This is a genomic window from Streptomyces sp. CA-181903, from assembly GCF_050937075.1.
Classification (GTDB): domain Bacteria; phylum Actinomycetota; class Actinomycetes; order Streptomycetales; family Streptomycetaceae; genus Streptomyces.
In genome coordinates this window covers 4,840,395-4,866,759 of the sequence record NZ_JBNJLY010000001.1, presented here as the reverse complement: position 1 = coordinate 4,866,759, position 26,365 = coordinate 4,840,395, and the positions used below count along the sequence as shown (strand labels likewise).

19 protein-coding genes and 2 pseudogenes are annotated in these 26,365 nt (G+C 71.8%); 7 read left to right on the top strand and 14 right to left on the bottom strand.

Annotated elements, in window-relative coordinates; all coding sequences use genetic code 11:
* Window positions 1–3: 3 nt before the first annotated feature.
* The 7 genes from ACQEVS_RS21830 to ACQEVS_RS21800 all read right to left on the bottom strand — a co-directional run bounded on the left by ACQEVS_RS21830 (window position 4) and on the right by ACQEVS_RS21800 (window position 7,343).
* Window positions 4–720 carry a CU044_5270 family protein gene (locus tag ACQEVS_RS21830; protein ID WP_433022838.1) on the bottom strand — a complete coding sequence of 239 codons (717 nt, stop codon included), beginning with the start codon at window positions 718–720 and terminating at the stop codon, window positions 4–6.
* Between the two features lie 346 nt (window positions 721–1,066).
* Entirely contained in the window at window positions 1,067–1,624 is a 558-nt protein-coding gene (locus ACQEVS_RS21825; RefSeq protein ID WP_433022835.1) for an RNA polymerase sigma factor, read from the bottom strand.
* An 84-nt stretch (window positions 1,625–1,708) separates the two neighbouring features.
* Window positions 1,709–2,758, bottom strand: a complete 1,050-nt coding sequence (locus tag ACQEVS_RS21820) for an ABC transporter ATP-binding protein (RefSeq protein ID WP_433022833.1) — start codon at window positions 2,756–2,758, stop codon at window positions 1,709–1,711.
* Complete coding sequence (locus ACQEVS_RS21815; protein ID WP_433022831.1) at window positions 2,758–3,756, bottom strand: ABC transporter ATP-binding protein; 999 nt, start codon at window positions 3,754–3,756, stop codon at window positions 2,758–2,760. The genes ACQEVS_RS21820 and ACQEVS_RS21815 overlap by 1 nt, the downstream gene beginning before the upstream one ends.
* Before the next feature lie 10 nt (window positions 3,757–3,766).
* Window positions 3,767–4,690: an ABC transporter permease gene (locus ACQEVS_RS21810; RefSeq protein ID WP_433027802.1), complete on the bottom strand. Its 924-nt coding sequence runs from the start codon at window positions 4,688–4,690 to the stop codon at window positions 3,767–3,769.
* A gap of 66 nt (window positions 4,691–4,756) precedes the next feature.
* Window positions 4,757–5,680 (bottom strand): ABC transporter permease, encoded by a 924-nt coding sequence (locus ACQEVS_RS21805; RefSeq protein WP_433022828.1) that lies wholly within the window; start codon window positions 5,678–5,680, stop codon window positions 4,757–4,759.
* 34 nt (window positions 5,681–5,714) lie between these two features.
* Window positions 5,715–7,343: a peptide ABC transporter substrate-binding protein gene (locus tag ACQEVS_RS21800; protein WP_433022825.1), complete on the bottom strand. Its 1,629-nt coding sequence runs from the start codon at window positions 7,341–7,343 to the stop codon at window positions 5,715–5,717.
* Window positions 7,344–7,919: 576 nt separating this feature from the next.
* Between ACQEVS_RS21800 and ACQEVS_RS21795 the strand changes: the two genes are divergently transcribed.
* From ACQEVS_RS21795 to ACQEVS_RS21775, 5 genes and pseudogenes are all read left to right on the top strand, one after another.
* The gene (locus ACQEVS_RS21795; RefSeq protein WP_433022822.1) at window positions 7,920–8,090 is read left to right on the top strand and encodes a hypothetical protein; all 171 of its coding nucleotides are present in this window, start codon (window positions 7,920–7,922) and stop codon (window positions 8,088–8,090) included.
* A gap of 89 nt (window positions 8,091–8,179) precedes the next feature.
* Window positions 8,180–9,136, top strand: coding sequence for a lantibiotic dehydratase (locus ACQEVS_RS21790; protein WP_433022820.1), 957 nt, complete (start codon window positions 8,180–8,182; stop codon window positions 9,134–9,136).
* On the top strand, window positions 9,067–11,274 hold the full coding sequence (locus ACQEVS_RS21785) for a lantibiotic dehydratase (protein WP_433027799.1): 2,208 nt from the start codon (window positions 9,067–9,069) through the stop codon (window positions 11,272–11,274). Before ACQEVS_RS21790 ends, ACQEVS_RS21785 begins: the two co-directional genes overlap by 70 nt.
* A 1-nt stretch (window position 11,275) precedes the next feature.
* Entirely contained in the window at window positions 11,276–12,598 is a 1,323-nt protein-coding gene (locus ACQEVS_RS21780; protein WP_433022817.1) for a lanthionine synthetase C family protein, read from the top strand.
* A 250-nt stretch (window positions 12,599–12,848) separates the two neighbouring features.
* Window positions 12,849–13,961: pseudogene (locus ACQEVS_RS21775) on the top strand (cytochrome P450); the annotation flags it as partial.
* A 254-nt stretch (window positions 13,962–14,215) separates the two neighbouring features.
* Here ACQEVS_RS21775 and ACQEVS_RS21770 read toward each other — a convergent pair.
* The 7 genes and pseudogenes from ACQEVS_RS21770 to ACQEVS_RS21740 all read right to left on the bottom strand — a co-directional run bounded on the left by ACQEVS_RS21770 (window position 14,216) and on the right by ACQEVS_RS21740 (window position 24,843).
* Window positions 14,216–15,387: pseudogene (locus ACQEVS_RS21770) on the bottom strand (ABC transporter ATP-binding protein).
* Window positions 15,380–16,432, bottom strand: coding sequence for an ABC transporter ATP-binding protein (locus ACQEVS_RS21765; RefSeq protein ID WP_433022815.1), 1,053 nt, complete (start codon window positions 16,430–16,432; stop codon window positions 15,380–15,382). Before ACQEVS_RS21765 ends, ACQEVS_RS21770 begins: the two are co-directional and overlap by 8 nt.
* Before the next feature lie 11 nt (window positions 16,433–16,443).
* On the bottom strand, window positions 16,444–17,454 hold the full coding sequence (locus tag ACQEVS_RS21760; RefSeq protein ID WP_433022812.1) for an ABC transporter permease: 1,011 nt from the start codon (window positions 17,452–17,454) through the stop codon (window positions 16,444–16,446).
* Window positions 17,447–18,373, bottom strand: a complete 927-nt coding sequence (locus tag ACQEVS_RS21755; RefSeq protein WP_433022810.1) for an ABC transporter permease — start codon at window positions 18,371–18,373, stop codon at window positions 17,447–17,449. The genes ACQEVS_RS21760 and ACQEVS_RS21755 overlap by 8 nt, the downstream gene beginning before the upstream one ends.
* A 95-nt stretch (window positions 18,374–18,468) precedes the next feature.
* Window positions 18,469–20,097 (bottom strand): peptide ABC transporter substrate-binding protein, encoded by a 1,629-nt coding sequence (locus tag ACQEVS_RS21750; RefSeq protein ID WP_433022807.1) that lies wholly within the window; start codon window positions 20,095–20,097, stop codon window positions 18,469–18,471.
* 479 nt (window positions 20,098–20,576) lie between these two features.
* Window positions 20,577–22,484 (bottom strand): translational GTPase TypA, encoded by a 1,908-nt coding sequence (gene typA / locus ACQEVS_RS21745; protein ID WP_433022804.1) that lies wholly within the window; start codon window positions 22,482–22,484, stop codon window positions 20,577–20,579.
* Between the two features lie 265 nt (window positions 22,485–22,749).
* Entirely contained in the window at window positions 22,750–24,843 is a 2,094-nt protein-coding gene (locus ACQEVS_RS21740; protein WP_433022802.1) for an ABC transporter substrate-binding protein, read from the bottom strand.
* A 332-nt stretch (window positions 24,844–25,175) separates the two neighbouring features.
* On the opposite strand from ACQEVS_RS21740, the gene ACQEVS_RS21735 reads away from it, so the two are divergent.
* Entirely contained in the window at window positions 25,176–25,451 is a 276-nt protein-coding gene (locus ACQEVS_RS21735) for a hypothetical protein (protein WP_433022800.1), read from the top strand.
* A 68-nt stretch (window positions 25,452–25,519) separates the two neighbouring features.
* A complete protein-coding gene (locus tag ACQEVS_RS21730) occupies window positions 25,520–26,362 on the top strand; it encodes a hypothetical protein (protein WP_433022798.1) in 843 nt (280 codons plus the stop codon).
* The last annotated feature ends 3 nt before the right edge of the window (window positions 26,363–26,365 follow it).

Sequence of the window (26,365 nt, the reverse complement as noted above, 5' to 3'; positions counted from 1 at the left end):
ACCTCAGCCCGCCGTGGCCCCCGGCAACGGGAGGGACGTCATCCTGGGAAGCGGCTTGGCGGGAGGCGCCTCCTGGACGGGCCGGGTGACGAGGTAGGTGGTGCGGCTGACCACGGCACCGTCCTTGAGCCCGCCGAGGAGCATGTTCCGCGGATCGGCGTCACCCACCAGGAAGGTCGCCGTCTCCAGCACCCGATGCGTCCGGGGGTCGATCACCAGGCGGGTCCTCCGGTCGTCGCCCGTGTAGTCGAAGGCCGTGCCGGTCCGGCCGCTGTCGTCGCGGACCGTACCCGCCGCCCGCACCCCGGGGATGCCGGGCAGCAGGTCGTACAGCGCGGCCCGCAGCCGTGGCGGGGCGGGCGACCGTGCGAGCAGTTCCTCGATGCCGTTGAACAGCCCTTCCGGCGACGGGTCGCCCATGCCCGGCACCTTGGTGGTGAGCCGTTTGCGCAGCGCCTCACGGTCCGTGGGCAGCTTGTCCAGGTCGTCCCACCGGACCTCCCTGCTGTTCACCTCGAAGGCCAGGGTCTCGCCGTCCGCCGACCGCGGCTCCTGGTACACGGGTCCGTCCCCCGACCTGGACCGGACCTCCGTCCGGCCCAGCCAGACGGTCTTCGTGGACTTCGCCTCGACGCCGCGCAGGCCCCTGGACATCTCGGCGGTCCGCACCTCGAAGAACGTGGCGGGCCCCTCCGACGGCGTCGCCCCCGCCTCCGCCACCCGGACCCGCCCCCGTCGTCCCCCGGCCCGAACCAGACCGCCGCCCCCACGGCGACCGCCACCACCGCGGCGGCGGAGACGAGCACCGGCGCGCGGCGGCGCCACCGGACGCGGAGCGGTACGGCACCGGAGGCGTCCGATACGCGCGCGGCGGGCGCCGGCGTGGTGCCCTCCGGCGCGCGCCCCTCCTCGGCGCGGGCCGCCGCCCGGACCGCGTCGAGAGCCGCCGCGACGACGTCCGCCGGGGGCGGCTCGACGCGGCCGGCCGCCCGCAGCCGGGTGGCGCCGGTGAAGTCGAGGTAGTCCCGCTCGTCCCGCTCGGTGCCGTCCTTGCGTGCGTTCCCGCTCATGTGAGGTCTCCTGTCAGGGGCAGCGTTCCGGAGGGGGCGAGGGCCGCGCGCAGCCGGGCGCGCGCCCGGTGCAGCCGGGAACGGGCCGTGCCGGCCGGGACGCCGACCACGGCGGCGGCCTCGGCCGGGGACAGCTGCTCCCAGGCGACGAGGAGGATCAACTCTCTTTCCACATGCGGCAGCTCCGCCATCGTCTCGCGGATCAGCGGCGCGACCGCCGCCGCGTCCAGCCGCCGGTCGACCGCGTGCCAGGGGTCGCTGCTCGGCTCGTCCGCCCGTATCTCCCGGCGCTGCCGGGCCTCCCCGCGCCAGTGCGCCGCCAGGACGTTCCGGGCCACCCCGAACAGCCAGGCGCGCGCCGTGCCGCGCGCCGGGTCGTACGTACCCCGCGCCGTGAAGGCCTGCAGCCACGCCTCCGCCAGCAGGTCGTCCGCCGCCCCGGGCGCCCGGCGCGCGAAGTAGCCGTGCAGGGCGGTCGCGTGCCGCCCGACCAGCGGCTCGAAGGCCCGTGCCTCCCCTGCCGAGCGCACCAGCAGCTCATCGTCGGTTTCCACCGGCCACCCTCCCCCGGCCGCCTGGTCAGCGGCCCTCGGACCGTACTTGTCGGCCGGCGGGGAGAGCGTTCGCGGGACCCCGGCTCAGGGCTCCTCCCCCGCCGTCGGCACCACCCGCCGCTCCCCCGCGTAGTGGCAGGCGGACACGTGTGCCGCCGGGCCGCCGGTCTCGCGGAACGCCTCGGGGACCTCCAGCGGCGGCACGACCTCGGCGCAGCGGCGCCGCGCCTTCCAGCAGCGGGTGCGGAAGCGGCAGCCGGACGGCGGGTTCGCGGGCGAGGGGACGTCGCCCATCAGCAGGATGCGGTCGCGGCGGGTGCGGACGGACGGGTCGGGCACCGGTACGGCCGACAGCAGTGCCTGGGTGTAGGGGTGCGTGGGGTGGTCGTAGATCTGGGCGTCGGTGCCCGCCTCGACCAGCCGGCCGAGGTACATGACGGCCACCCGGTCCGAGATGTGCCGGACGACGGACAGGTCGTGGGCGATGAAGACGTACGACAGCTCGAACTCGTCCTGGAGCCGTTCCAGCAGGTTGACGACCTGGGCCTGCACGGAGACGTCGAGCGCCGAGACGGGCTCGTCGGCGACGATGATCTCGGGGCGCAGGGCGAGCCCGCGCGCGATGCCGATGCGCTGCCGCTGCCCGCCGGAGAACTGGTGCGGGTAGCGGTTGACGTGCTCGGGGCTGAGGCCGACGACGTCCAGCAACTCCCGCACCCGGCGCCGCCGGTCGCCCTTCGGTGCCACCTCCGGGTGGATGTCGAAGGGCTCGCCGACGATGTCGCCGACGGTCATCCGCGGGTTCAGCGACGTGTACGGGTCCTGGAACACCATCTGGATGTTGCGGCGGACGGCCTTCAGCGCCCGCCCGGACAGCCGGGTGATGTCCTCGCCCTTGTACAGGATCCGCCCGGCGGTGGGCCGTTCGAGGTTGACGAGCAGCCGGGCCAGGGTGGACTTGCCGCAGCCGGACTCGCCGACGACGCCGAGGGTCTCGCCGCGCCGCAGGTCGAAGGAGACGCCGTCGACGGCCCGGACGGCGCCGACCTGCCGGCGGACGAGGACGCCGCGGGTGAGCGGGTAGTGCTTGACCAGGTCGCGTACCTCCAGGACCGCCCCGCCGTCGGCGCGCATCAGGAGCCTCCCCGGCTCTCGTCGAGGGTCTCCTGCCAGAAGTGGCAGGCGCTACTGCGGCCGGGGGCCACGGGGAAGAGGGGCGGCCGGTCGGTGCGGCAGATGTCCCGGGCCCTGGGGCAGCGGGGGTGGAAGGGGCAGCCGGGCGGGATGTTCACGAGGTTGGGCGGCAGCCCCTTGATCGCGTGCAGCTCCCTGCCCTTGCGGTCCAGGCGCGGGACGGACTCCAGCAGGCCCTGGGTGTAGGGGTGGGCGGGGGCGGCGTAGAGGTCGCGGACGGGGGCGTTCTCGACGACGCGTCCCGCGTACATCACCGCGATCCGGTCGGCGACGTCCGCGACGACGCCCAGGTCGTGGGTGATGAGGACGAGGCCCATGGTGAACTCCCGCTGCAGCTCCGCGAGGAGGTCCATCACCTGGGCCTGCACGGTCACGTCGAGCGCGGTCGTCGGCTCGTCCGCGATGATCAGGTCCGGTTCCAGCGCCAGCGCCATCGCGATCATGATGCGCTGCCGCATGCCGCCGGAGAACTGGTGCGGGTAGTCGCCGACGCGGTCCTTGGCGGCCGGGATCCGCACCCGGTCCATGAGCGTGACCGCGCGGGCCCGCGCGTCCCTGCGGGTCATGCCCTGGTGGACCTCGTACATCTCGGCGAGCTGGGCGCCGACGGTGAGCACCGGGTTGAGCGCCGAGAGGGCGTCCTGGAAGATCATCGCCAGCCGGTCGCCGCGCAGCCGGCGCCGGTGCTCGGCGCCCATGGTGAGCAGGTCCTGGCCGCGGAAGAGGACCTGGCCGCCGGTGACGCGGCCGGGCGGCGAGTCCAGGATGCCCATGACGGCCTGCGCGGTCACCGACTTGCCCGACCCGGACTCGCCGAGCACGGCCAGCGTCTCCCCGGCGTCGACCGCGCAGCTCACGCCGTTGACGGCCTTGGCCACGCCGTCCCGGGTGCGGAACTCGACGTGCAGGTCGCGGACTTCCAGCAGGGCATCGCTCACGGCCGTCTCCTCAGCGCAGTTTGGGGTCGAGGGCGTCGCGCACCGCGTCGCCGAGCATGATGAACGCGAGCACCGTCACACTGAGGAATCCGGCCGGCCAGAGCAGCATGTGGGGGGCGTTGCGGATCTGGTTGGAGGCGTTGGAGATGTCGATCCCCCAGGAGACGGTGGGCGGTCTGAGGCCGACGCCGATGAACGACAGCGTGGCCTCCAGGGCGATGTAGGTGCCGAGGGCGATGGTGGCGACGACGATGACGGGGGCCACCGCGTTGGGCGCGATGTGCCGCAGCAGCAGCCGCCGGTCGTCGGCGCCCAGGGCGCGGGCGGCGTGGACGTAGTCGTGCTGCTTGGCGGCGACGACCGCGCCGCGGGCGATCCGGGAGATCTGCGGCCAGCCCAGCAGCACGATGAAGCCGACCACCGGCCAGACGGAGCCGCCGGTGACGACGGAGAGGAAGACGAGGCCGCCGAGGATGATGGGGATGCCGAAGAAGACGTCGGCGAGCCGGGAGAGCAGCGCGTCCCACCAGCCCCCGTAGTACCCGGCGAGCCCGCCGAGGACGCTGCCGAGCAGCGCGGACCCGGCGGTGGCGCAGACGCCGACGGTGATGGAGGCGCGGGCGCCGTGGATGGTGCGGGTGAAGACGTCGCAGCCCTGCGCGTCGAAGCCGAAGGGGTGGCCGGGCTGCGACCCCTCCTGGGACTTGGCGAGGTCGCACTGGAGCGGATTGCCGCCCGCCACCAGCCCCGGCCAGACGGCGATCAGCAGCAGGAACGCGATGACCAGCGCGGAGAGCAGGAAGACGGGGTTGCGCCGCAGGTCGTGCCAGGCGTCGGACCACAGGCTGCGCGTCTTCTCGGTCGCGCGCGGGGCCGGTCCGGAAGGGACCTTCCCCGCCGGCCGTTCCAGGGTCTCCGCCTCACGGGACGCCAGCCGCGCGGCACCGCCGTCGCCCGGGCTGACGGCGGCGGGCCCCTCCGGGGCCCCGGGAACGGGGGTTCAGACATGGCGGATCCTCGGGTCGAGCACGGCGTAGAGGAGGTCGACGATCAGGTTGGCGAGGAGGAAGACGAGGACGAGGACGGTCACGAAGCCGACCACGGTGGGCGAGTTCTGCCGGAGGATGCCCTGGTAGAGCTGGTAGCCGACGCCATGGATGTTGAAGATCCGCTCGGTGACGATGGCGCCGCCCATCAGCGCGCCGACGTCCGCGCCGATGAAGGTGATCACGGAGATCAGCGAGTTGCGGAGCAGGTGCCGGAGGACGATGCGGTGGCGTGGGAGGCCCTTGGCGACGGCGGTGCGGATGTAGTCGGCGCGGGCGTTCTCGGCGAGCGAGGTGCGGGTCAGCCGGGTGACGTAGGCGAGCGACACCAGGCCCAGGACGGCGCCGGGCAGCAGCAGTTCGGCGAAGGCCGCCCCGGGTGAGACGGACGGGGAGACGACCGCCCACTTCACTCCGAAGAGGTACTGGAGGAGGTAGCCGCTGACGAAGGTGGGGACCGAAACGACGATCAGGGTCACCATCAGCACGGAGGTGTCGGCGGGCCGGCCGCGCCGCAGCCCGCTGACGACGCCCAGGGCGATGCCGACGACGACCTCGAAGGCCACGGCGACGATCGTCAGCCGCAGCGTCACCGGGAAGGCGTCCCCCATCAGCTCCAGCACGGGCTGGCCGGTGAAGGCGGTGCCGAAGTCCCCGGTGAGGATCTGGCCCATGTAGTGCAGGTACTGCTTCCACAGCGGCTGGTCGAGGTAGAGCTCGGCGCGGATGCGGGCGGCGACGGCCGGGTCGGGAGCCTTGTCGCCGAAGAGGGCGGCGACGGGGTCGCCGAGCGCGTAGACCATGAAGAAGATGAGGAACGTGCTGCCGATGAACACCGGGATCATCTGGAGCAGCCGGCGGATCACGTACCGTCCCATGGGACCCCTCCTCGTGGTGCGGTGGAGACGGGGATCACTTGACCTTGATCCGCTCGTACACGGGCACGCTGAACTGGTTGAGCGTCACGTCGGAGAGGTCGGCGGTGTAACCGGCGTTCCCGTTCTGGTACCAGAGCGGGATCGCCGGCATCAGCTCGGTGAGGACCCGCTCGGCGTCCTGGAACTTGGCGACCGCCTTCCCGGTGTCGGACTCGGCGTTGGCCTCGTCGACCAGCCGGTCGAAGCGGGCGTCGCTGAACTTGCCGTAGTTGGACGAGGCGTCGGTGTAGTAGGTGGGCTGGAGGAAGTTCTGGATGAGCGGGTAGTCCATCTGCCAGCCGGAGCGGAACAGGCCGGTCATCCGCTGCTGGGTGATCCTGTTGCGGAAGTCGGCGAAGGTGCCGACGGGGTTGACGGTGCACGCCCGGTCGTCGCCGAGGGCGTTGTTGACGCTGTTGCACACGGCGTCCATCCAGACGCGGTGGGACCCGCTGTCGACGTTCGAGGTGAGGGTGACCCGCCCGCCGGGCAGTCCGCCGCCCTCGCGGATCAACTCCTTGGCGCGGACCGGGTCGTAGGTGCAGACCTCGCCGCACAGCCCGGCCTGGTACCCGCCCTTGTCACCGAGCACGGGTGACGTCCAGTCGCCGGCCGGGGTGCGGGTGCCGCGGTAGATGCGGCGGGTGATCTGCTCCCGGTCGATCGCCATGGACAGCCCGCGCCGGACCTTCTCCATCCCGGCCTTCGACCACCGCTCGTCGTACAGCGGGAAGACGAGCGTCTGCAGGATGCCGGCCGGCTGGTTGATGTAGCGGTTCCCGAGGTCCTTCCGGACGTTTCTCAGCTGGGTGCTGGGGATGTCGTCGACGAGATCGATGTTGCCGGCCTGGAGGTCGGTGTACGCGGTGTTGTTGTCGGTGTAGACGCGGAGTTCGACACCGGTGTTCTCGGCCTTGTCCGGGCCCGGGTACCCGTCCCACCTGCTGAGCCGCATGACGGACCCCCGGGTGTACGCGTCGATCGCGTACGGGCCGTTCCCGACGGGTTTCCGCAGCCATCCCGCGTGGTCCTCGAAGAAGGCCCGGGGCAGCGGGGCGAAGGCCGGGTAGCCGAGGGTGTCGGGCCAGGTGGAGAACTTGGTGCGGAGCTTGACGGTGAACGTCCGCGGGTCTTTGACGGCGAGCCCGGAAAGCGTCTTCGCGGTCGCTTCACCGTGCACGGGATGCACTTTGTCATAACCGTCGACGTACGCGAAGAAAGCGGCGTTCTTCTGCCGGTTGTCCACCAGCGCCGCGTAATTCCACGCGTCCACGAAGGACTGCGCGGTGATTCTCTCCCCGTTGCTGAAGGTCCAGCCGTCCTTGAGGTGGACGGTGAAATTCTGGGCGTCGTCCGACTCGATCTTCTCGGCCAGCATGTTCTCGGCGGCGCCGGTCGCCGGGTCGTACCGCTTGAGCCCCCGGAAGATCAGGTCCAGCACCTTCCCGCCCTGCACCTCGTTGGTGTTGGCCGGCTCCAGCGCGTTCTGCGGATCCCCCCACGACGCCCGCACCACCCCCACCGCCCGCTCGTCCACCCCGCCCCCGCACCCACCGGCGGCCACCGCGGCGAGCCCGACGACGCACACGGCCGCCCCGGCCCGGCTCCGTACGCCTCCTCGCATGGACTGCCTCCTCGGGTGCCGGGAACCGGTCGGGGCCGGGGTACGACGGGACGCCGACGCAGGGACAAATATCACCAATCGGACCACTCGGTGCACTCCCACAGGCGCTGAACGTGCACCTCGGCGGCGAGAAACCGCCCGGATGCGGGAGCGGGGGGGTGGTGGGGCGAGCGGGCCGCACGGGGACACGCCGAGGCCGGGCGGCGAACCGCCGGCGGCCCCCGCCCGCCGGAAACCCTCCGGAACGGACGCCGCCGCGGACGGCCCGGCGTGAAGGTGACATACATTCCGCCGAGACCCGGAAGTTCCGGTTCTGTTTTCCCTTTCTTTACCGTTCCACGCCCCCTCGTCATGACCGTGCGTATTCCACCGGGCGCCCTGCGTGGCGCATCGCGCGGGACATCGCAGACGAATACGCGGCGGGCGCGACAAGGCGGACACCCGCTTCCGGAACCGGCGCACGGCCATCCCTTGATCATCGCTATTCGCCGCGCCTAAAGTCACCGGCAAGTTCGCGAACTCGAATTCCGCCTCGCAAGGCTTCACCGCCACGCGACGAAACGTCAGGGGATTTCTATGCCGAACACGGACTCCGTCGACGCCGCCCAGGATTACCTGGATGTCACCGACCTCGACTTCGACGTGAATGTCCCGGAGACGGACTTCACCGCCACCAAGTACGTCGGTGGCACCAGCACCTGCAACAGCTGGGGCGGCCACGTCACCCGCTGTTGGAACTGCAACTGACGACCGGCTCTCACCGGTACCCGGGGGCGGCTTCGGCCGCCCCCGGCTCGCGTCCCGGCCGCGGTCGGCCGCTCACGAGGGGGCAAGACTTGCCGTACGACCACTACGAAACCGCCGGACCGCTGTTCGTCCGCATGGCCGGCGCACCCCGTACCCGGTACCTCCCCACCGGGGAGACGGACCCCTTGGCGCACATCCGGCGGCTCGCGGCCGACCCGCTGCTGCGCGAGGCGGTGGGAGTCGCCAGCGGCAGCCTCGCCGACGCGCTCGACCGGCTCGACGCCGGCGCCGAGCCCGGCCCCGGGGACCTGACGCGCACCGCCCTCTCCCTCACCCGGTACGCGCTGCGGCACAGCGGCCGGCCCACCCCGTTCGGCCTGTTCGCCGGGGTGGCCGTGGCCCGTACCGGACCCGCGCGCGTGAAGTTCACCGGGCCGGGCCGGAAGTCCGCCCGGGTGGACGGCGCCTGGCTGGAGGGGCGCGTCCGGCGGTGGCTGACGGACCCGGAGGTCCGGCAGCGGATCTCCGTGGCCGTCAACGACCTCTGCCGCGTACGCGGCGACCGCCTGCTGCTGCCCGCCGAGCGCGGAGACGTCTCCGTACGCCGGAACGCCCTGGTCGACTGGGCCCGCGAGGCCGCGGCCGCCCCGGTCCCGTACGGCGAACTGCTGGCGAAGGCGGCCGCGACGTTCCCGGACGTGCCGGCCGAACGCGTCGACGGCGCCCTGGCCCAGTTGCTCCGGCACGGTTTCCTGCTCGCTTCGCTCGGCGAGCCGGACGTCGACGGCCGGACGCTCGACCGTGTGGAGGAGGCCGTCGCCCCACTGCCGGACGCCGTCGCCGAACTGCGCGGCGTGCGGGCCGCCCTGGCGGCGTACGAACGGACGGACCCGGGGGCCGGTGGCCCGGCCTGGCGCGCCGCCGTGGCGGCCGTCGCCCCCGACGGCCCGGCGGGCCCCCGCCGGTCCAGGTCGACCTGGGAGCGGCCGCCGACGTCCGCCTGCCCGAGGCCGTCGCCGAGGAGGTCCGGCGGTACGCCTCCGTGATGTGGACGCTCTCGCCCCGCTGGGCGGCCCTGCCGCACCTGCGGGACTACCAGGACGCGTTCGTCGACCGCTACGGCACGAACGGCCTGGTCCCGCTCGGCGAGCTCGTGGACCCGCACCGCGGCCTCGGCCTGCCCGCCGCCTACCAGGACCCCGCCGCCGCACCGCCCGCGCACGACCCCCGGGACGACACCGCCCGCCGGCGCCGCCTGCTGCTGGCCGAGCTGGTGCAGGAGGCCCTGTCCGCGCACGGCGGCGAACTCCGGCTCGACTCCGGGGTGCGGGCCCTGCTGACACAGGAGGAACCGTCCGACGCGGAGCGGCGGACGATGCCCCCGCAGTCGCTGGAGCTCTGCTTCCACCTGCTCGCCGACGACCTCGCGGCCCTCGACCGGGGCGAGTTCCGCCTGATCGCGGGACCGCACACGGGTTCCTGGACCGCGGGCGCCACCGTCGCGCGGTTCGCCCAGCTCCTCGGCGCCACCGAGGACCTGGCTCGGACCCTCGGCCGGCTCGACGACGGCCGGGCCCTGCCCGCCCAGGTCGTCTTCCGCCCGCACGACCCGCGCGTCCTCAACCCGATGCGCGTCCCCGCGCTGGTGCCGCACCGCATCCCGGTGGGGGTGTACGCGGACCCCGGCCGACCGGGCCACCTCGACTGGCGCCGGCTGCTCGTGGGCGTCGACGCGTCGGGACTGCGGCTGACGGATCCGGCGACCGGGCGCACGGTCCTGCCGGTCGTCCCCCACATGGTCAACCCGCACAGGCTGGCCCCCGGCCCGGCCCGGCTGCTGGTCGACATCGGCCACGGCCGGGGACGGCCGTGGACGGGCTGGGACTGGTACGGGCTGGAGGACCTGCCCGTCCTCCCCCGGGTGACCCTCGGCAGGGTCACCCTCTGCCCGCGCCGCTGGAAGCCGGACCGGCACCTGCGCGCGGCGGCCGCCGACCCCACGCGCTGGGACGCCGAGGTGGCCGCCTGGCGCGACCGCCACGGGGTGCCGGACCTCGTCCAGCTCGTCGTCGACGACCGGGGCCACGGCCTCGACCTCACCGACCCGTGGCACCGCCGGGTGCTGCGGCACGAGGTCAGCGCCGGCGTCCCCTTCGTCGTCACCGAGGACCCGTCGGCCGACGGCAGCGGACTGGGCTGGACCGGCGGCCACCGGACCGAGGTGGTGGTCCCGCTGGTCCACCGCCCCGGGCCCGCCGGGTCGGCGCCCGCCACCGCGCCCCCGACCGTCACGTCGCGGACCGCGGCACCCCGGACCGTCGCGCCGTCCCCCCGCGCCGGACGGCACCTCCCCGGCGAGGACTGGCTCTACGCCAAGCTGTACGCCGCGGAGGACGCCCACGCCGAGCTCCTCGGCCGCTGGCTGCCCCGGCTCGTGCGGGATGCCGGCGAGGACACCGACCGGTGGTTCTTCCTCCGCTACCGCGACCCGGATCCGCACCTGCGGCTCCGGTTCCACGGCGCGCCCGGGCCGCTGCACGGCCACGTCCTGCCCGTCCTCGCCCGGCACGCCCGGTCCTGGCAGGACGCCGGGCTGCTCCGCCGGCTGGTCCTGGACACCTACGAGCCGGAGACCGGACGCTACGGCGGCCCCGACGCGATGCCGCACGCCGAACGCCTCTTCCACCTCGACAGCCGCTCGGCACTCGACCAACTCGCCCTGCGCGCCCGGGGCGGCCCCAAACCGCCGGACGAGGTCCTGGCCGCCGCCAACCACGCCGCCCTGCTGGAATCGCTGGGCGACTGGGACTGGTGCGCCTGGGTCGACGCCGTCTTCCCCAAGAGCCCGGAGCACACCGCGTTCCAGCGGCACCGCGCGGCGGCCAGGAAGGCCGTCCTGCCGGGCCGGGCGGCCGCCGGCCTCGCCGCCCTCCTGGGCGCGCCCCGCCTGGCGGAGCTGTGGACCGGCGCCCCGGCGGGCCGGGCCTACGGGCCGCTGGTGGTGCCGCACGACACCGCCGCCCTCCTCGGTCTGCTCCACATGCAGTACAACCGGCTGTTCGGCATCGACCGGGACGGTGAGGAGCGGGGCTACGCCGTGCTCCGCGGCATCGCGCGCGACCACCTCGGCCGCCGCCGCCACGCCGGGACCGGCACCGGCACCGACCGCGCAAAGGACGCCTGACGTGCGGGCACCCCGCCATGCCGACGAGGCCCGTGCCGTGGCGGCACAGGTGCTCGGCCGGCTCACCGACCCGGAGGCCGTCGAGGCCGGCACGGGTTATCCGGACCTTCCGGCCGGTCCCGGCGCGGATGCCGACGACCTCTGGGTCGCCCTGTCCCTGACGAACGGCTTCCCCGCCGTCTCGGTCGCCTTCAGCGGTGCCACCGAACGCCACCCCGCCCACGTCGCGCACGCCCACGCCCATCTGCGGCGGTCGCTCGCGGCGGTGGCCGACGGCGGCCACCCGCCCGGCGGCCTCTACGCGACGACGAGCGCCGCCGCCTACGCCCTGTCGATCGCGCACCGCGCCACCGGCGGATACCGCGACGCGCTCGCCCGGCTGGACGTCTACCACCGCGAGCTCGTCCGGCGGGCGCTGCCCCGCGTCCCGGCCGAACCCGTCGCCTCCAACGCCGAGTTCGAGGTGATCCGCGGCATGAGCGGCGTGGGGCGGCACCTCCTCGCCCGGGGCGAGAGCGCCGCCGAGGAGACCCGTGCGGTGCTGGAGTACCTGACCGCCATGGCGCTGGGCGGGGTCACCCTGCGGGGGCACGCGGTCCCGCGCTGGTGGACGTGGGCCGCGCCCAGGGCGGGCCAGGAGGCGGAGCTCCCGGACGGCCACCTCAACCTCGGTCTCTCGCACGGCGTGAGCGGACCGCTCGCCCTGCTCTCACTGGCCTGGCGGTCCGGCGTGGCCGTCGACGGGCAGCGGGAGGCCGTCGAGGCCGTCGTCGGGCTGCTGGAGACGTGGGCCGTGCCCGACGGCGAGGGGCTGCGGTGGCCGCCGTACCTCACCCTGGACGACTGGGCCGCCGGGCCCGGTTCGCCGGTCCCGCCCTGGCAGCGGCCCTCCTGGTGCTACGGCTCCCCCGGCATCGCGCGCGCCGTCCAGCTCGCCGCCCTCGCCCTGGACCGGCCGGACTGGCACGAGCTGGCCCGTCGCGCGCTGCTGCCCCTCCTCGACCGCCCGGTCTCCGCCTGGGGGCTGGAGGACGCCGGGCTGTGCCACGGCACCGGCGGCGCGCTGCACGTCCTGGGGCTGCTCCGGGAGCACATCGACGACGAGCGCCTCGACGCCGTCGTCGACGAGCTCGCGGCCCTGACCATCGGGCACTTCCGCGAGGAGCACCGCTTCGGCTTCCGCACCTCCGTCATGAACGCCCCGGAGGGCGCCGACCTCCCCGGCTTCCTCGACGGCGCCGCCGGCACCGCCCTCGCCCTCGACGCCTACGCACACGGCGGGCGGGCGCACGCCGACTGGGACATGGCGCTGCTGGTCGACTGAGACCCGGCGGGAGCGGATTATCGCGAGGCGTCCTCGGTACACGGGAGACGGAAATCCGAGGGCCGCCCTCCGATTCCCTTCCGGTTCCCTTCCGTCCCTTCCCTGTCCCCGGAGCCCGCCCCCTCAGTACGATGCGTCGTCTCGTATTCAATTACCAACCCCCGTCGGTTGCAGCGCAGTTCGGCGGTCGCGGACGACGAGGAGGAACGCGGATGAGCGAGCCGGAACCACGGCATCCGGGGCGGGTCGGATGTGTACCAGGGAATCCACCGCGTCCGGGAATGCCGCGGGGTCGCGATCAACCGCCGGCGCGCTTTTCGACCCGCTTTCCCCGGCCTTTCTCCGGGACCCCTATCAGGTCTATACCAAGCTGCGGCAAGAGGACCCGGTCCACCGCCATCCGGAATCCGGGCTCTGGGTGATATCCCGCTACGAGGACTGCCTGGCCGTGCTCCGGGACGACGCGCTGTTCACCGCCGACCCGCGCCGGCTGCGGGACGCCGGAGCGCTCGGACCGGAGCGGGCCGGCACCCTCGCGCCGGAGGACCGGGCGCCGGTGCGGGAGCTGCTGACCGACGCCTTCCGGGCACAGGACTTCGGCCAGCTGGCGGCCGACGTGCGGGAGTTCACCCGGAGGCGCCTGGCGGAACCGGGGGCGGGGACGGAGACGGACTTCGTGACCGACCTCGCGGTCCCCGTCGCCTCCTACGCGGCCGGAGCACTGTTCGGCGGCGGCCTCGCCCGGCGGGACGGCTTCCTCGACACCTGCCGGGACGCCGCCCGCGGCATGACGGCCGGGGCCACCCCCGAGGAGACCGAGGCCGGACTGCGCGCCCGGGTCCTGCTCGGCCAGATGCTGCGCACCGAGTACCGGTACGCGCACGGCGGCAGCGACCGCCGCGGCGGCGTCCTGCGCTACCTGCGGCTGCACGAGGCCGAGCGCTCGGTCGCCCTCGAAGCGCTGACCGGCGCGCTGTGCGCGCTGCTCTTCGCCGCGCTCAACTCGGGCCCGCGCCTGCTCGGCAACGCCCTGAACGCCCTCGTCCGCACCCCCGGAACGCTCCCCCGCCTCGCCGCCGCGGACGGCCCCCGGCTGACGGCCGCCCTCGACGAACTCATCCGCTACGACAGCCCGTTCCAGGCCCAGGACCGGGCGGTGACCGCCACGACGACGCTCGGCGGACGCCGCCTGGCCGCCGGCGACCGGGTCCGGGTGCTGCTGGGCTCCGCCCACCGGGACCCCGAGGTCTTCCCGCACCCCGACCGCCTCGACCTCACCCGCACCCCGAACCCGCACTTCGCCTTCGGACTCGGCCCCCACGCCTGCCTCGGCGTCCCCCTGGCCCTCCTCGAAGCCCGCGTCCTCCTCACGGAATTCGCCACCGCCCACCCGAACGCCACACCCACCACCGCCGGCCACCGGGAGCCCCACCCCACACTGCGCGGCTTCCTCTCCCTCCCGATCACCCTCGGCCCTCCCGCCCCGGCCGGCGGTAATCAAGGGGGAGTTGAGCCCTGTAAAGGAGTGACGGGCATTCGACCCGCTCAAAAACACTCGCCCCGGCCTCACCCACGCCGTGGGGTGAGGCCGGGGCGAACGCCCTGTGCACGACGCCGCTACGCGGCGCCCACCACCTGCTTCTCCTCGGCGAAGTGGCACGCCGACTCGTGCGCCGCCGGGATCTCCTTGCCCGCGAAGACCTCCGGCACCGCCAGCAGCGGCACCTCCTCGGCGCACTTGTCCTGCGCCTTCCAGCAGCGGGTGCGGAACCGGCAGCCGGACGGCGGGTTGGCCGGCGACGGGACGTCACCGGTCAGGATGATCCGCTCGCGGCCCTCCCGGGCGTCCGGGTCGGGCACCGGCACGGCCGACAGCAGCGCCTGCGTGTACGGGTGGGTCGGGTGGTCATAGATCTGGACGTCGGTCCCGATCTCGGCCATCTTGCCCAGGTACATGACGCCGACCCGGTCGGAGATGTGCCGGACGATCGACAGGTCGTGGGCGATGAAGATGTAGGAGAGGTTGAACTCGTCCTGCAGCTTCTCCATCAGGTTGACGACCTGCGCCTGCACGGACACGTCCAGCGCGGACACCGGCTCGTCGCAGATGATGATCTCGGGGTTCAGCGCCAGCCCGCGCGCGATGCCGATGCGCTGCCGCTGACCGCCCGAGAACTGGTGCGGGTACCGGTTGATGTACTCCGGGTTGAGGCCGACGACGTCCAGCAGCTCCCGGACCCGCTTCCGGCGGTCGCCCTTGGGTGCCACCTCCGGGTGGATCTCGAAGGGCTCGCCGATGATGTCGCCGACGGTCATCCGGGGTTCAGCGACGTGTACGGGTCCTGGAACACCATCTGGATGTTGCGGCGCACGGCCTTGAGGGCCCGCCCCGACAGCTTGGTGATGTCCTGACCCTTGTAGAAGACCTCGCCCGCGGTGGCCTGCTCCAGCGTCATCAGCAGTTTGGCGACCGTGGACTTGCCGCAACCGGACTCGCCGACGATGCCCAGCGTCTCACCCTGGTAGAGGTCGAACGAGACCCCGTCCACCGCCTTGACCGCGCCGACCTGCTTCTTGAACAGGATGCCCTGCGTCAGCGGGAAGTGCTTGACGAGGTTGCGCACCTGGAGGATCGGCTCGCCGCGCTCGACGGGCGCGTCGAGGACGGCCTCCACCTCGGCGGTCGTGCTCGCGTCGGCCACGTGCACGTCGGAGACGTTGGGCGTCGCGTCCACGGCCGCGTCCTGCTCGGCGGACTTCGCGCCGGGCTCCTTGCCGGTCTCAGCCATGGATCGTCTCCTTCCAGAAGTGGCAGGCGCTGGACCGGCCCGGCAGCGCCGCGCCGTCCGCCTCCGCCACGTCGTGCAGCGCCGGGATCTCCGTACGGCAGATGTCCTGCGCCTTGGGGCAGCGCGGGCTGAAGGCGCAGCCCGCGGGGATGTGCAGCAGGTTGGGCGGCAGGCCCTTGATCGCGTAGAGCTCCTGGCCCTTCTGGTCCAGGCGCGGGATCGAGTCCAGCAGGCCCCGGGTGTACGGGTGGGCCGGGCGCTTGTAGAGCTCGTGGACGGGCGCGGTCTCGACGATCCGGCCCGCGTACATCACCGCGATCTTGTCGGCGACGTCGGCGACGACGCCCAGGTCGTGGGTGATGAGGATGAGCCCCATGTTGAACTCCCGCTGGAGTTCGGCCAGGAGGTCCATCACCTGCGCCTGGACGGTGACGTCCAGAGCCGTGGTCGGCTCGTCCGCGATGATCAGGTCCGGCTCCAGCGCCAGCGCCATCGCGATCATGATGCGCTGCCGCATGCCGCCCGAGAACTGGTGCGGGTAGTCCCCGACCCGGTCCTTGGCCGCCGGGATCCGGACGCGGTCCATCAGCTCGATGGCCTTGGCCTTGGCGTCCTTCTTCGACAGCCCCTGGTGGACGCGGAACATCTCGCCGAGCTGGTAGCCCACGGTGAGCACCGGGTTCAGGGAGGACAGCGCGTCCTGGAAGATCATGGCGATCTTCGCGCCCCGGATCTTGCGGCGCTCCTCGCCGGACATCTTCAGCATGTCCCGGCCGCGGAAGAGGATCTCCCCCTTGGGGATCTTCGCGGGCGGCATGTCGAGGATGCCCATGATGGCCTGCGCCGTCACGGACTTGCCGGAGCCGGACTCACCCAGCACGGCGAGCGTCTCGCCCGCGCTGACCGAGTAGTTGACGCCGTTGACGGCCTTGGCCACGCCGTCCCGGGTGTGGAACTCGACGTGCAGGTCGCGGACTTCCAGCAGGGGCCCGGCGTCCGGGCCCTTCCGCTCGGGGGCGTCCGCCGTCTTTTCGATGGTGGTCACGTACGCCTCCCTCAGCGCAGCTTGGGGTCGAGGGCGTCGCGCACCGCGTCGCCGAGCAGGATGAACGCGAGGACGGTGAGGCTCAGGAACGTGGCCGGCATCATCAGGGCGTGCGGCCCGTCGCGCAGGTCGTGCTGGCCGGCGGAGATGTCCACACCCCAGGAGACCGTCGGGTCCTTCAGACCGATGCCCAGGTAGGACAGGGTCGCCTCGGTGGCGATATAGCCGCCGAGCGCGATCGTGGCGACGACGATCACCGGGCCGAGCACGTTCGGCAGGATGTGCCGGAAGAGGATCCGGCCGGTGCCCGCGCCGAGCGCCCGGGCGGCGGTGACGAAGTCCGCCTGCTTCTGGGTGATGACGGCACCGCGCATGACGCGGGCGATCTGCATCCAGCCGAAGGCGGTCAGGGCGAAGGTCACCGTCCACACCGTGCGGTTGGTGAACGCCTGGAGCAGCACCAGGGCGCCGAGGAGCAGGGGAATGCCGAAGAACACGTCGGTGATGCGCGACAGGAGCGCGTCGACCCAGCCGCCGAAGTAGCCGGCGATCATGCCGACGATGCCGCCGAGCAAGGTGACCGCGAGCGTCACGCACACACCGACGATGATCGACGCACGCGCCCCGTGCACGGTACGCGCGTAGACACTCTGCCCTTGGACGTTGTAGCCGAACCAGTCCTCCTGGAAGAGGTGCGACCACTGGGGCGCGCCCAGATAGTGGTTGCGCAGGTCGGCGTAGCGCGGGTCCACGTCGGTGAAGAGCGTCGGCCACGCGGCCATGAGGATCAGAAGGAGCAGCAGGACGCCGGAGGCCCAGAACAGCCAGCTGCCGCGCAGCTCGCGCCAGGCATCCTGGCCGAGACTGCGGGCCTTCTCGGGGGACGGCTTCTTGCCGGCCATGGTGGCGAGTTCGGCGGCGGCCACACCCACGGCGGCGGTGTCCACCGAGCCGGCCAACAGGCTGGGGCCGGTGCTCGCGGCCTCGCTGGGGCTCACCTGTGGAGTCTTGTTGTCAGGCATAGCGGATCCTCGGGTCCAGGACTGCGTAGAGCAGGTCGACGACCAGGCTGCTCACGAGGTAGACGAGCACCAGGACGGTCACGATGCCGACCACGGTGGGGCCTTCACTGGTGCTGACGGCCTTGTAGAGGGTGTTGCCCACGCCGGGGACGTTGAAGATGCCCTCGGTGACGATCGCACCACCCATGAGCGCGCCGAGGTCGGTGCCGAGGAACGTGACGACAGGGATGAGCGAGTTGCGCATCAGATGCACCCCGACGACCCGGCGCCGGGGCAGGCCCTTGGCCACCGCGGTGCGGATGTAGTCGGCGCGGAGGTTCTCCGCCACGGTCGTCCGCGTCAGCCGGGTGACGTACGCCAGCGAGAGCAGCGCGAGCACGACGGCCGGGAGGATCAACTGGGTGAGGTCCTCGGAATCCTGGACGGTCGGGGTCACCAGCTTCCACTTCACACCGATCAGGAACTGAGCCATGTTGCCCAGCACGAAGACCGGAATGGACACCACGATCAGCGTGAAGATCAGCACGGCCTGGTCCACGAACCGGCCGCGGCGCAGCCCCGTGAGCACGCCGAGCCCGAGGCCGAAGACCAGCTCGATGGCAAAGGCGAAGAGCGCCAGCCGGATGGTCACCGGGAAGGCGTCGGCCATCAGGTCGGCCACGGGCCGGCCGGTGAAGCTCTGCCCGAAGTCACCCTTGAAGAGCCCTGAGAAGTAGTCCCAGTACTGCTCGATCAGGGGTTTGTCCAGTCCGAACTGGTGCCGCAGTCTCTCGGCCGTCGCCGGATCGGCCGCCCGCGAGCCGAACATCGCCGCGACGGGGTCACCCGGCAGCGAATACACCATCAAGAAAATAAGCAGCGTGGTCCCGATGAACACCGGGATCATCTGGAGCAGTCGCCTCGCGACAAAGCGCCCCATCGTTCCTCCTGTCGCCGACGGGCCCAGCGGCCGCCGCCTGTTCCTCGTGGGAGGCGGACGGCCACTGGGCCTGCGTCATTGCAAACGTCCCGGTGTTACTTCTTGACCTCGACGTCGGTCCAGATGGCCTGACGCTGGAAGTCGATCTTCACGTTCTGCACGCGCTTGGAGTAGCCGGCGACGGTCTTGTCGGTGAAGAGCGGGATGGCCGGCATCGTCTCCATGAGCTTCTTCTCAGCCTCGAAGTAGCCCTTGTTGGCCTCGTCGTCCGTCTTGGCCGCGTCCGCCTTCTCCATGGCCGCGTCGACGCCCTTGTCGCTGAAGGCCATGTCATTGGCGCCGGCGTCGGTGCGGAACTGCTCGGTGACGAAGTTGGCGATGTTCGGGAAGTCCATCACCCAGGCCATACGGAACGGGTTGCTGAGCTTCTTCTTGGTGATCAGGTCGCGGGACTCCTGGAAGGTGGACTTCGCGTCGGTCACGCACTCGACACCGGCGTTCTGCCGAATGTCGTTGCAGACCGCGTCCACCCACTCCTTGTTGGCGCCGTCGGCGTTGTAGGTGATGGTCACCTTGTTGCCGGGGACGCCGCCGCCCTGCTTGATGAGGTCCTTGGCCTTGGCCGGGTCGAACTTGCAGAACTCGCCACAGGCGCCCTCCTGCCAGCCCGGGATGCCCTTCGGCGTGAAGCCGGTGGCCGCGTCCTTGCTGCCCTTGAGCGCGGTCTTGGCGATGGTCTCGCGGTCGATCGCCATCGACAGGCCCTGGCGGACCTTGGCCTTCTCCGGCTTGCCCCACTCCTTGTCGTACAGCGGGAAGCCGACGTTGGTGTTGCCGCCGTACGGCTGGCTGATGGCGCGCTTGCCCAAGTCGTCCTTGAACTTGGCGACCTGGGCGTTGGGCACCTGGTACATGATGTCGATCTTGTCCGACAGCAGGTCCGCGTAGGCCGCGTCGTCCTTGCTGTAGAACTTGAAGTCGATGCCGCCGTTCTTGGGCTTGTCATCACCCTTGTAGTCGGCGAACTTACGGACCTTCAGCTGGACCTTGTGGGCCCAGTCGCCCTCCATCTTGTACGGGCCGTTGCCGATGGGGTGCTCACCGAAGCCCTTGGGGTCCTTGTAGAACGCCTCGGGAAGCGGGAAGAAGGCGTCGTAGAACAGCCGCTGCTTGAAGGTGGAGACGGGACGCGAGAGCTCGATGGTGAACTCGTTGTCGTTGACGACCTTGAGGCCCGACATCGCGTCGGCCTTCGGGTCGCCCTCCTTGGGGTGGACGTCCTCGTAGCCCTTGATGGACTCGAACCAGGAGGAGTTCAGCTGGTTGTTCTTGACGTTGGCGCCCCAGTTCCACGCCTTGACGAAGGAGTTGGCGGTGACCGTCTCGCCGTTGTGGAACTTCCAGCCCGGCTTCAGCTTGACCGTGAAGTGCTGGTTGTCAGTGGTGTCGACGCTCTGCGCCTGGGCCATCTGCAACTTGTTGTTGATGTCGAAGGTGACCAGACCACGGAACATGTTGGTCAGCATGTAGTGGCCGCCGACCTCATTGGTGTTGGTCGGGACCAGCGTGTTCTGCGGCTCGGTGTTGTAGTAGCTGAACACGCCGTTGGAGTCAACGGCCGCACTGCCCTCGTCATCGTCCTTGTTGCCGCCGCCACAGGCAGTCGCCGCCATCGCGACGACTATCGCACCCACGACCCACTTGGCGCTCTTGGCACCGCGCATGGGTATCCCTCCTCAGGAGTCCACTGTCACCAGATAGGAGGAACCGGCCCCTACACGCTGACACCCCTGACAGCGCTCACAGGAACCGGAACCCCCGAATGTGCTCGTGAGCCCCCGCACTCCCCACAGCGCGTGACCCATTGACCCGAGCTAATGGCCCCACTATTGAGCACTGCCGCTCCTTAAACCACACTTACTGGGTCTCGCTTTGGTCACATCGATCACCGCCACATGCCCGAAATACGGACAAAGACGGCCCAGACAGACACGTACGAAACGGGCTGTTGACGCCACATCGGGAGGGGAGCGTCCGTTATCCGGACGACTCGTGCGTCGTGGCCTGAAAACGCCGAGAGGCCCGGCACCCCTCGCGGGGTACCGGGCCTCTGCGTCACCGAAAGTGCCTCACCGAGACGCCTCACCGAAGCGCCTCACCCTGACGCGCCACCCGGGCGCGTCAGCGGCGAACTGACGTCGGTTCAGCCGTGCTTGGCGCGCGACGCGGAGCGGCCGCGCTCCTTCTGGTCGAGGACGACCTTGCGGATGCGAACCGCCTCCGGGGTGACCTCGACGCACTCGTCGTCGCGGCAGAACTCCAGGGACTGCTCCAGCGACAGCTTGCGCGGCGGGACGATCGCCTCGAAGGAGTCGGCGGAGGAGGAGCGCATGTTGGTGAGCTTCTTCTCCTTGGTGATGTTGACGTCCATGTCGTCGGCGCGCGAGTTCTCGCCGACGATCATGCCCTCGTACACCTCGGTGCCCGGGTCGACGAAGAGCACGCCGCGCTCCTGGAGGTTCGTCATCGCGAACGCGGTGACGGCACCGGCGCGGTCGGCGACCAGGGAGCCGTTGTTACGGGTCTTCAGCTCGCCGAACCACGGCTCGTGGCCCTCGTGGATGGAGTGGGCGATGCCCGTACCACGGGTGTTGGTCAGGAACTCCGTACGGAAGCCGATCAGACCGCGGGACGGGACGACGAACTCCATACGGACCCAGCCGGAGCCGTGGTTGGACATGTTGTCCATCCGGCCCTTGCGGGTGCCCATGAGCTGCGTGACCGCGCCCATGTGCTCCTCGGGCACGTCGATGGTGATGCGCTCGACCGGCTCGTACGTCTTGCCGTCGACCTGCTTGGTGACGACCTGCGGCTTGCCGATGGTCATCTCGAAGCCCTCGCGGCGCATCTGCTCCACCAGGATGGCCAGCGCCAGCTCACCGCGGCCCTGCACCTCCCAGGCGTCGGGACGCTCGGTGTCGAGCACCCGGAGGCTGACGTTACCGATCAGCTCGCGGTCCAGCCGGTCCTTGACCTGACGGGCGGTGACCTTGCGGTCCTTGACCGCGGCCTTGGCGTCCGCGCCCTTGCCCGTGCCGCCGCGGCCGACCAGCGGCGAGGTGTTCGTACCGATGGTCATGGAGATCGCCGGCTCGTCGACCGTGATCAGCGGCAGCGCCACCGGGTTCTCCGGGTCGGCCAGGGTCTCGCCGATCATGATGTTCGGGATACCGGCGACGGCGCAGATGTCACCCGGGCCGGCCACCTCGGCCGGCTTGCGGGTGAGCGCCTCGGTCATCATCAGCTCGGTGATGCGGACGTTCTGGATGGTGCCGTCGCGCTTGATCCACGCAACCGTCTGGCCCTTGCGCAGCTCGCCCTGCTCGACGCGGAGCAGCGCGATACGGCCGAGGAAATTGTCGGCGTCGAGGTTGGTGACGTGGGCCTGGAGCGGCGCGTCATCCTCGTACGTCGGGGCCGGGACGTGCTCCAGGATGGTGGAGAAGAACGGCTCCAGGCTGGTGCTGTCCGCCGGGACGGTGCCGTCCTCCGGCTTGGTCAGCGAGGCGATGCCGTCGCGGCCGCAGGCGTAGACGATCGGGAACTCGATCTGGTCCTCGTCCGCGTCCAGGTCCAGGAAGAGGTCGTACGTCTCGTTGACGACCTCGTCGATGCGGGAGTCCGGGCGGTCCGTCTTGTTGATGCACAGGATGACCGGCTTCCGCTGCTGCAGCGCCTTGCGGAGCACGAAGCGCGTCTGCGGCAGCGGGCCCTCGGACGCGTCGACCAGCAGCACGACCGCGTCCACCATCGACAGACCGCGCTCGACCTCACCACCGAAGTCGGCGTGGCCGGGGGTGTCGATGATGTTGATGGTGATCGGGGCCCCGCCGTCCTTGGGGTGATACTTCACCGCCGTGTTCTTGGCGAGGATCGTGATGCCCTTCTCACGCTCCAGGTCGTTCGAGTCCATGACGCGGTCGTCAACGGAGTCGAGCTGGTGCGCGGCGAAGGCGCCGGCCTGCTTGAGCATGGCGTCGACGATGGTCGTCTTGCCGTGGTCGACGTGGGCGACGATGGCGACGTTACGAATGTCATGGCGCGTGGGCATACTTGCGGCGCTTCTCCCGGGATCGTGGATGCCCGCGCGTCCGGTCCGGTACGCGGGCCTGCCGGGCGATCGAGCCACGGCCTTTACTCCATGGTACGGGGAACTGCGGGCCGGGGCTGCCCGGGGAGGGCTCCGGCTGGGCTGACCTGCGGCTTTACCCGCACCACTCAGCCCGTCCGGCGTTTGGGGACAGCGCGCGCAGCGCGCTTCGGGGGTCTGGGGGCGAAGCCCCGGGAATCGGCGAAGGGGAGGGACCGGGGCACCCCTACCGCAGGAACCCCATGTCCTGATACCGCGGGCTGGCCAGCCCGAAAGCACCGACATTCGCCAAGGCCCGCCGCGAGGCGACGAGCTCAGGCCGCTGATACAGCGGCACGGACCCCGCCGCCGCCCAGATCCGCGCGTCCGCCCGCACCACCAGGTCCCGCGAAGCCTCCGCGTCCAGCTCCGTCGACGCCTGCTCGAAGAGCCGGTCGATCTGGTCGGTGCCGACCCGGGTGTAGTTCTGCTCCACCTGGAGCGACCCGTCTGCGGCCGGCCGGGGTTTGGCGAAGATGGGCCGGGCGTCGGTGGCGGGGAAGGCGCTGGCGGGCCAGGAGTAGAGGGCGAGGTCGAAGTCGCCGGAGGCGATGTGGTCGCGGAAGTAGCCCGCGTCGTCGACGGTGACGAGGTCCGTGTGGATGCCGACGGCGTCGAGCTGCCGGGCGATCCGCTCCCCGACCTGTCGCAGCGGCTCCGCGCCCGTGCTCTTGGGGAGGATGAACCGGAGGGCGAGCCGCTTGCCGTCCTTGAAGCGGACGGGCACGGTCTTCGCCGCGTTCCCCTTGCCGCCCCCGGCGTCCCGGGCGCTCTTGTCGTCGCCGCCGGTCCCGGCTCCGCTCCCGGAACCGTCCCCGCCTTCCTCGCCCGCGTCCGCCGGCTCCGGCAGGTTCTCGGGCTTCTCCGCCGGGACGCCGGCCGCCGGCTCCGGCGCCGACCCGGGAGCCGGGGACTCCGGGTTTCCCGGGGATGCCGGGTCGGGAGCGCCATGCGGCTCGGCCTTGTCGTCCCGACCGTGCCGTGCCCCCGCCCCGTCGGCCTGGGCCGGCCCGCGCCCGGCCGGTTCGCCCCGGCCCTCCTTCCAGCCGGCGTCGGCGAGCAGGTCCCGGGCCGCGCCCGGGTCGGCGGGCCCGACGGCGTCACTGTTGTCCTCGTAGCCGGGCTGCCCGGCGACGAGGACGTGGCTGCCCAGCGGGTCGGCCGGCAGCCCGAGGGCGCCGAGGACGTACCGGGCGAGTTCCTTGCGGTCGACGGCCCGGACGACCGCCCGCCGCACCCGCTCGTCGGCCAGCGCGCCGGACGTGCCGTTGAGGGCGAGCTGCGTCCACACCGGCTCCAGCGCCCGGTGGACGACGAGGTCGCGCAGTCCGGCCGACGCCTCCGGCTTGTTGGCGTCGTCGGTCTTCTTCGCCGGCGCGTTCACCCGGTCGATCCGCTCGGCCGCCGCCGGGGTGATGTCGGCGAGGTCGACGCCGCCGTTGGCCAGCGCGTCGGCCCGTTCGCCGCGCGGCACCGCGCGGAGCACCAGCCGGTCGAGCTTCGCCCGGTCGCCCCACCAGCGGGGGTTGCGGACGAGCGTCAGCGTGCCCTGCCCGTCGTTGCGCTCGCCCACCCGGAAGGGGCCGGCCGCGAACTTGAGCTCCTTGCGCATCGAGTCGTTGAACGCGTTGCCGCTGGCCATCGCCGCCCGGGGGTAGAGCGGGGTGAAGAGGGAGGCCCAGTCCACGTACGGCTTCGCAAAAGTGATCTTCACTTCGCGGGCGTCCGCGCCGCGCTCGACCTTGTCGATCCGGTCGTAGCCGGCGTTGCCCGTCGACCAGAACGCGCTGTCCCTGCCGCGCAGCGCCTTCCACTGGGCCTCGAAGTCGGCGGCGGTGATCGGCGTGCCGTCGCTCCACACCGCGCCGGGGTGCAGCCGGTAGACGACGACCTGCCGCGGCTCGCGCGCCACCACCTCGGCGGAGAGCAGGTAGTCGGGGTTGCGCTGGGGGCGCCCGCGGCCGTCGAGGGTGAAGAGGGCGGGCAGCACCGCGCCCGCCACCTGCCGGGTGGTCGCGTCGGCGTCCGACTGGAAGGCGTTGTAGGTGGCCGGCAGGGCGTCGACGGCCCAGGTCAGCGTGCCCTTGTCGGCGATCTTCGCGCGTGGGGCGGCGGCCACGTCCTGGATGCCGGCCGGTGGTTCGTCGCTCCCCCCGGTGCTCCCGCAGCCGGCCAGGGCGGGCAGTGGCAGGAGCGCGCCCGCGGCGAGCAGGGCGGCGGAACGGCGGGTGCGGCGGAGGCGGCGGACGCGGGGCCGCTGGCTCGTCGAGAGGGGGAACATGGGCGACAACCTCCGCCGTACGGGGTCCGGATCCACGATCAGGGGGTCGGTCAGGGGCCGATCAGCCGGTCCAATGAACCGTTGATCGGATCTACTGCCGACCACTGAAAGCGACGGCCCGCGCGAACGGGGTGCCGACACGGCGCCTCCCCGGCGCACGCCACCCGCCTGGACGAACGTTTGGGCGGCGGCAGGGCTCGCGAGGAATGCGCTCCCGCGAAGGTGCAATCGCGGCCGCTATCTTCCCCTGAAGGGGTGTGACGCGCGACACTCTCTGTCGCATCGCAGTCGCCACCCGCAACCGCCCGTTCCGCGGAAGTGAGGGCAGATCCGTGTCCCTGAACGATGACCTGACAGCGGTTCAGCGCTGCCTCGGCGAACTCGACCGCGCCCTCGGCCGGCTGGAGCGCCGGCTGGGCAGCGGAGGCCCGGAGCTGCGGCGGATGCGTTCCGACGCCGGCCACCTGCGCGAGAGCCTGACGCTCCTGTGCGAGGCCCAGCCCCCGGAGCGCCCCCGCCCGGCCATGGTGCAGATCCCCGACACCCCGTACGACCCCTCGCTGTGGCGGGACGCCGACGAGGAGGGCATCGGCTCCCGCGCCCCGTAGCGCCGCCGGCGGCCTCCCTGAGCCCCCGCGCCCGGCGTCCCACACCCCCGCTCCTCGACGGAGTCCCTTTGTCCACTGGCACCGACCCCAGACCGTCCGCCGCCGCCGGCTCCCCGGCGAGCGGCGGCGTCCACCACTCCTCACGGGCCTCGATCGCCCCCCGCCACCTGCGCCGCGACCGCTGGTGGCTGCCGCCCGCGGCCACGGCGGCCGGGCTGCTGGCGTTCGTCGTCTACTCCACCTGGCGGGCGTTCGCCGACGAGCGCTACTACGCCGCGCCCTACGTCTCGCCGTTCTACTCGCCCTGCCTCGCCGAGCGCTGCGTCCCCATGAAGGACGGCGCCGACTGGGAGGTCTTCGGCTCGTGGTGGGCCCTGTCGCCCGCGCTGCTGATCCTGATCTTTCCGCTGGGCTTCCGGCTCACCTGCTACTACTACCGCAAGGCGTACTACCGCGGGTTCTGGGCCTCTCCCCCGGCCTGCGCGGTCGCCGAGCCGCACGCGAAGTACACCGGGGAGAGCCGCTTCCCGCTGGTGCTCCAGAACATCCACCGGTACTTCTTCTACTTCGCGGTGATCGTCGCGGGCATCCTCACCTACGACGCCGTCCTCGCCTTCCGCGACGAACACGGCGCGTGGGGCCACATGGGCCTCGGCACCCTCGTCATGCTCGCCAACATCGGCCTGATCTGGGCGTACACGCTCTCCTGCCATTCGTGCCGGCACATCGTCGGCGGGCGGCTGCGCACCTTCTCCAAGCATCCGGTGCGCTACCGCATGTGGGGGCTGGTGAGCCGGCTGAACGCCCGTCACATGCTGCTCGCCTGGGCGTCCCTGATCAGCGTCGCGCTGGCCGACCTGTACGTGTACCTGGTCGCCGGCGGCGTGTTCGACGATCCGCGCTTCTTCTAGGAG

What these genes read in the sequence shown, in the direction of transcription:
- typA (WP_433022804.1), bottom strand. Translation starts at nt 22,484, where the DNA reads ATGCCCACGCGCCATGACATTCGTAACGTCGCCATCGTCGCCCACGTC.
- ACQEVS_RS21760 (WP_433022812.1), bottom strand. Translation starts at nt 17,454, where the DNA reads ATGCCTGACAACAAGACTCCACAGGTGAGCCCCAGCGAGGCCGCGAGC.
- ACQEVS_RS21755 (WP_433022810.1), bottom strand. Translation starts at nt 18,373, where the DNA reads ATGGGGCGCTTTGTCGCGAGGCGACTGCTCCAGATGATCCCGGTGTTC.
- ACQEVS_RS21740 (WP_433022802.1), bottom strand. Translation starts at nt 24,843, where the DNA reads ATGTTCCCCCTCTCGACGAGCCAGCGGCCCCGCGTCCGCCGCCTCCGC.
- ACQEVS_RS21820 (WP_433022833.1), bottom strand. Translation starts at nt 2,758, where the DNA reads ATGCGCGCCGACGGCGGGGCGGTCCTGGAGGTACGCGACCTGGTCAAG.
- ACQEVS_RS21750 (WP_433022807.1), bottom strand. Translation starts at nt 20,097, where the DNA reads ATGCGCGGTGCCAAGAGCGCCAAGTGGGTCGTGGGTGCGATAGTCGTC.
- ACQEVS_RS21800 (WP_433022825.1), bottom strand. Translation starts at nt 7,343, where the DNA reads ATGCGAGGAGGCGTACGGAGCCGGGCCGGGGCGGCCGTGTGCGTCGTC.
- ACQEVS_RS21795 (WP_433022822.1), top strand. Translation starts at nt 7,920, where the DNA reads ATGCCGAACACGGACTCCGTCGACGCCGCCCAGGATTACCTGGATGTC.
- ACQEVS_RS21805 (WP_433022828.1), bottom strand. Translation starts at nt 5,680, where the DNA reads ATGGGACGGTACGTGATCCGCCGGCTGCTCCAGATGATCCCGGTGTTC.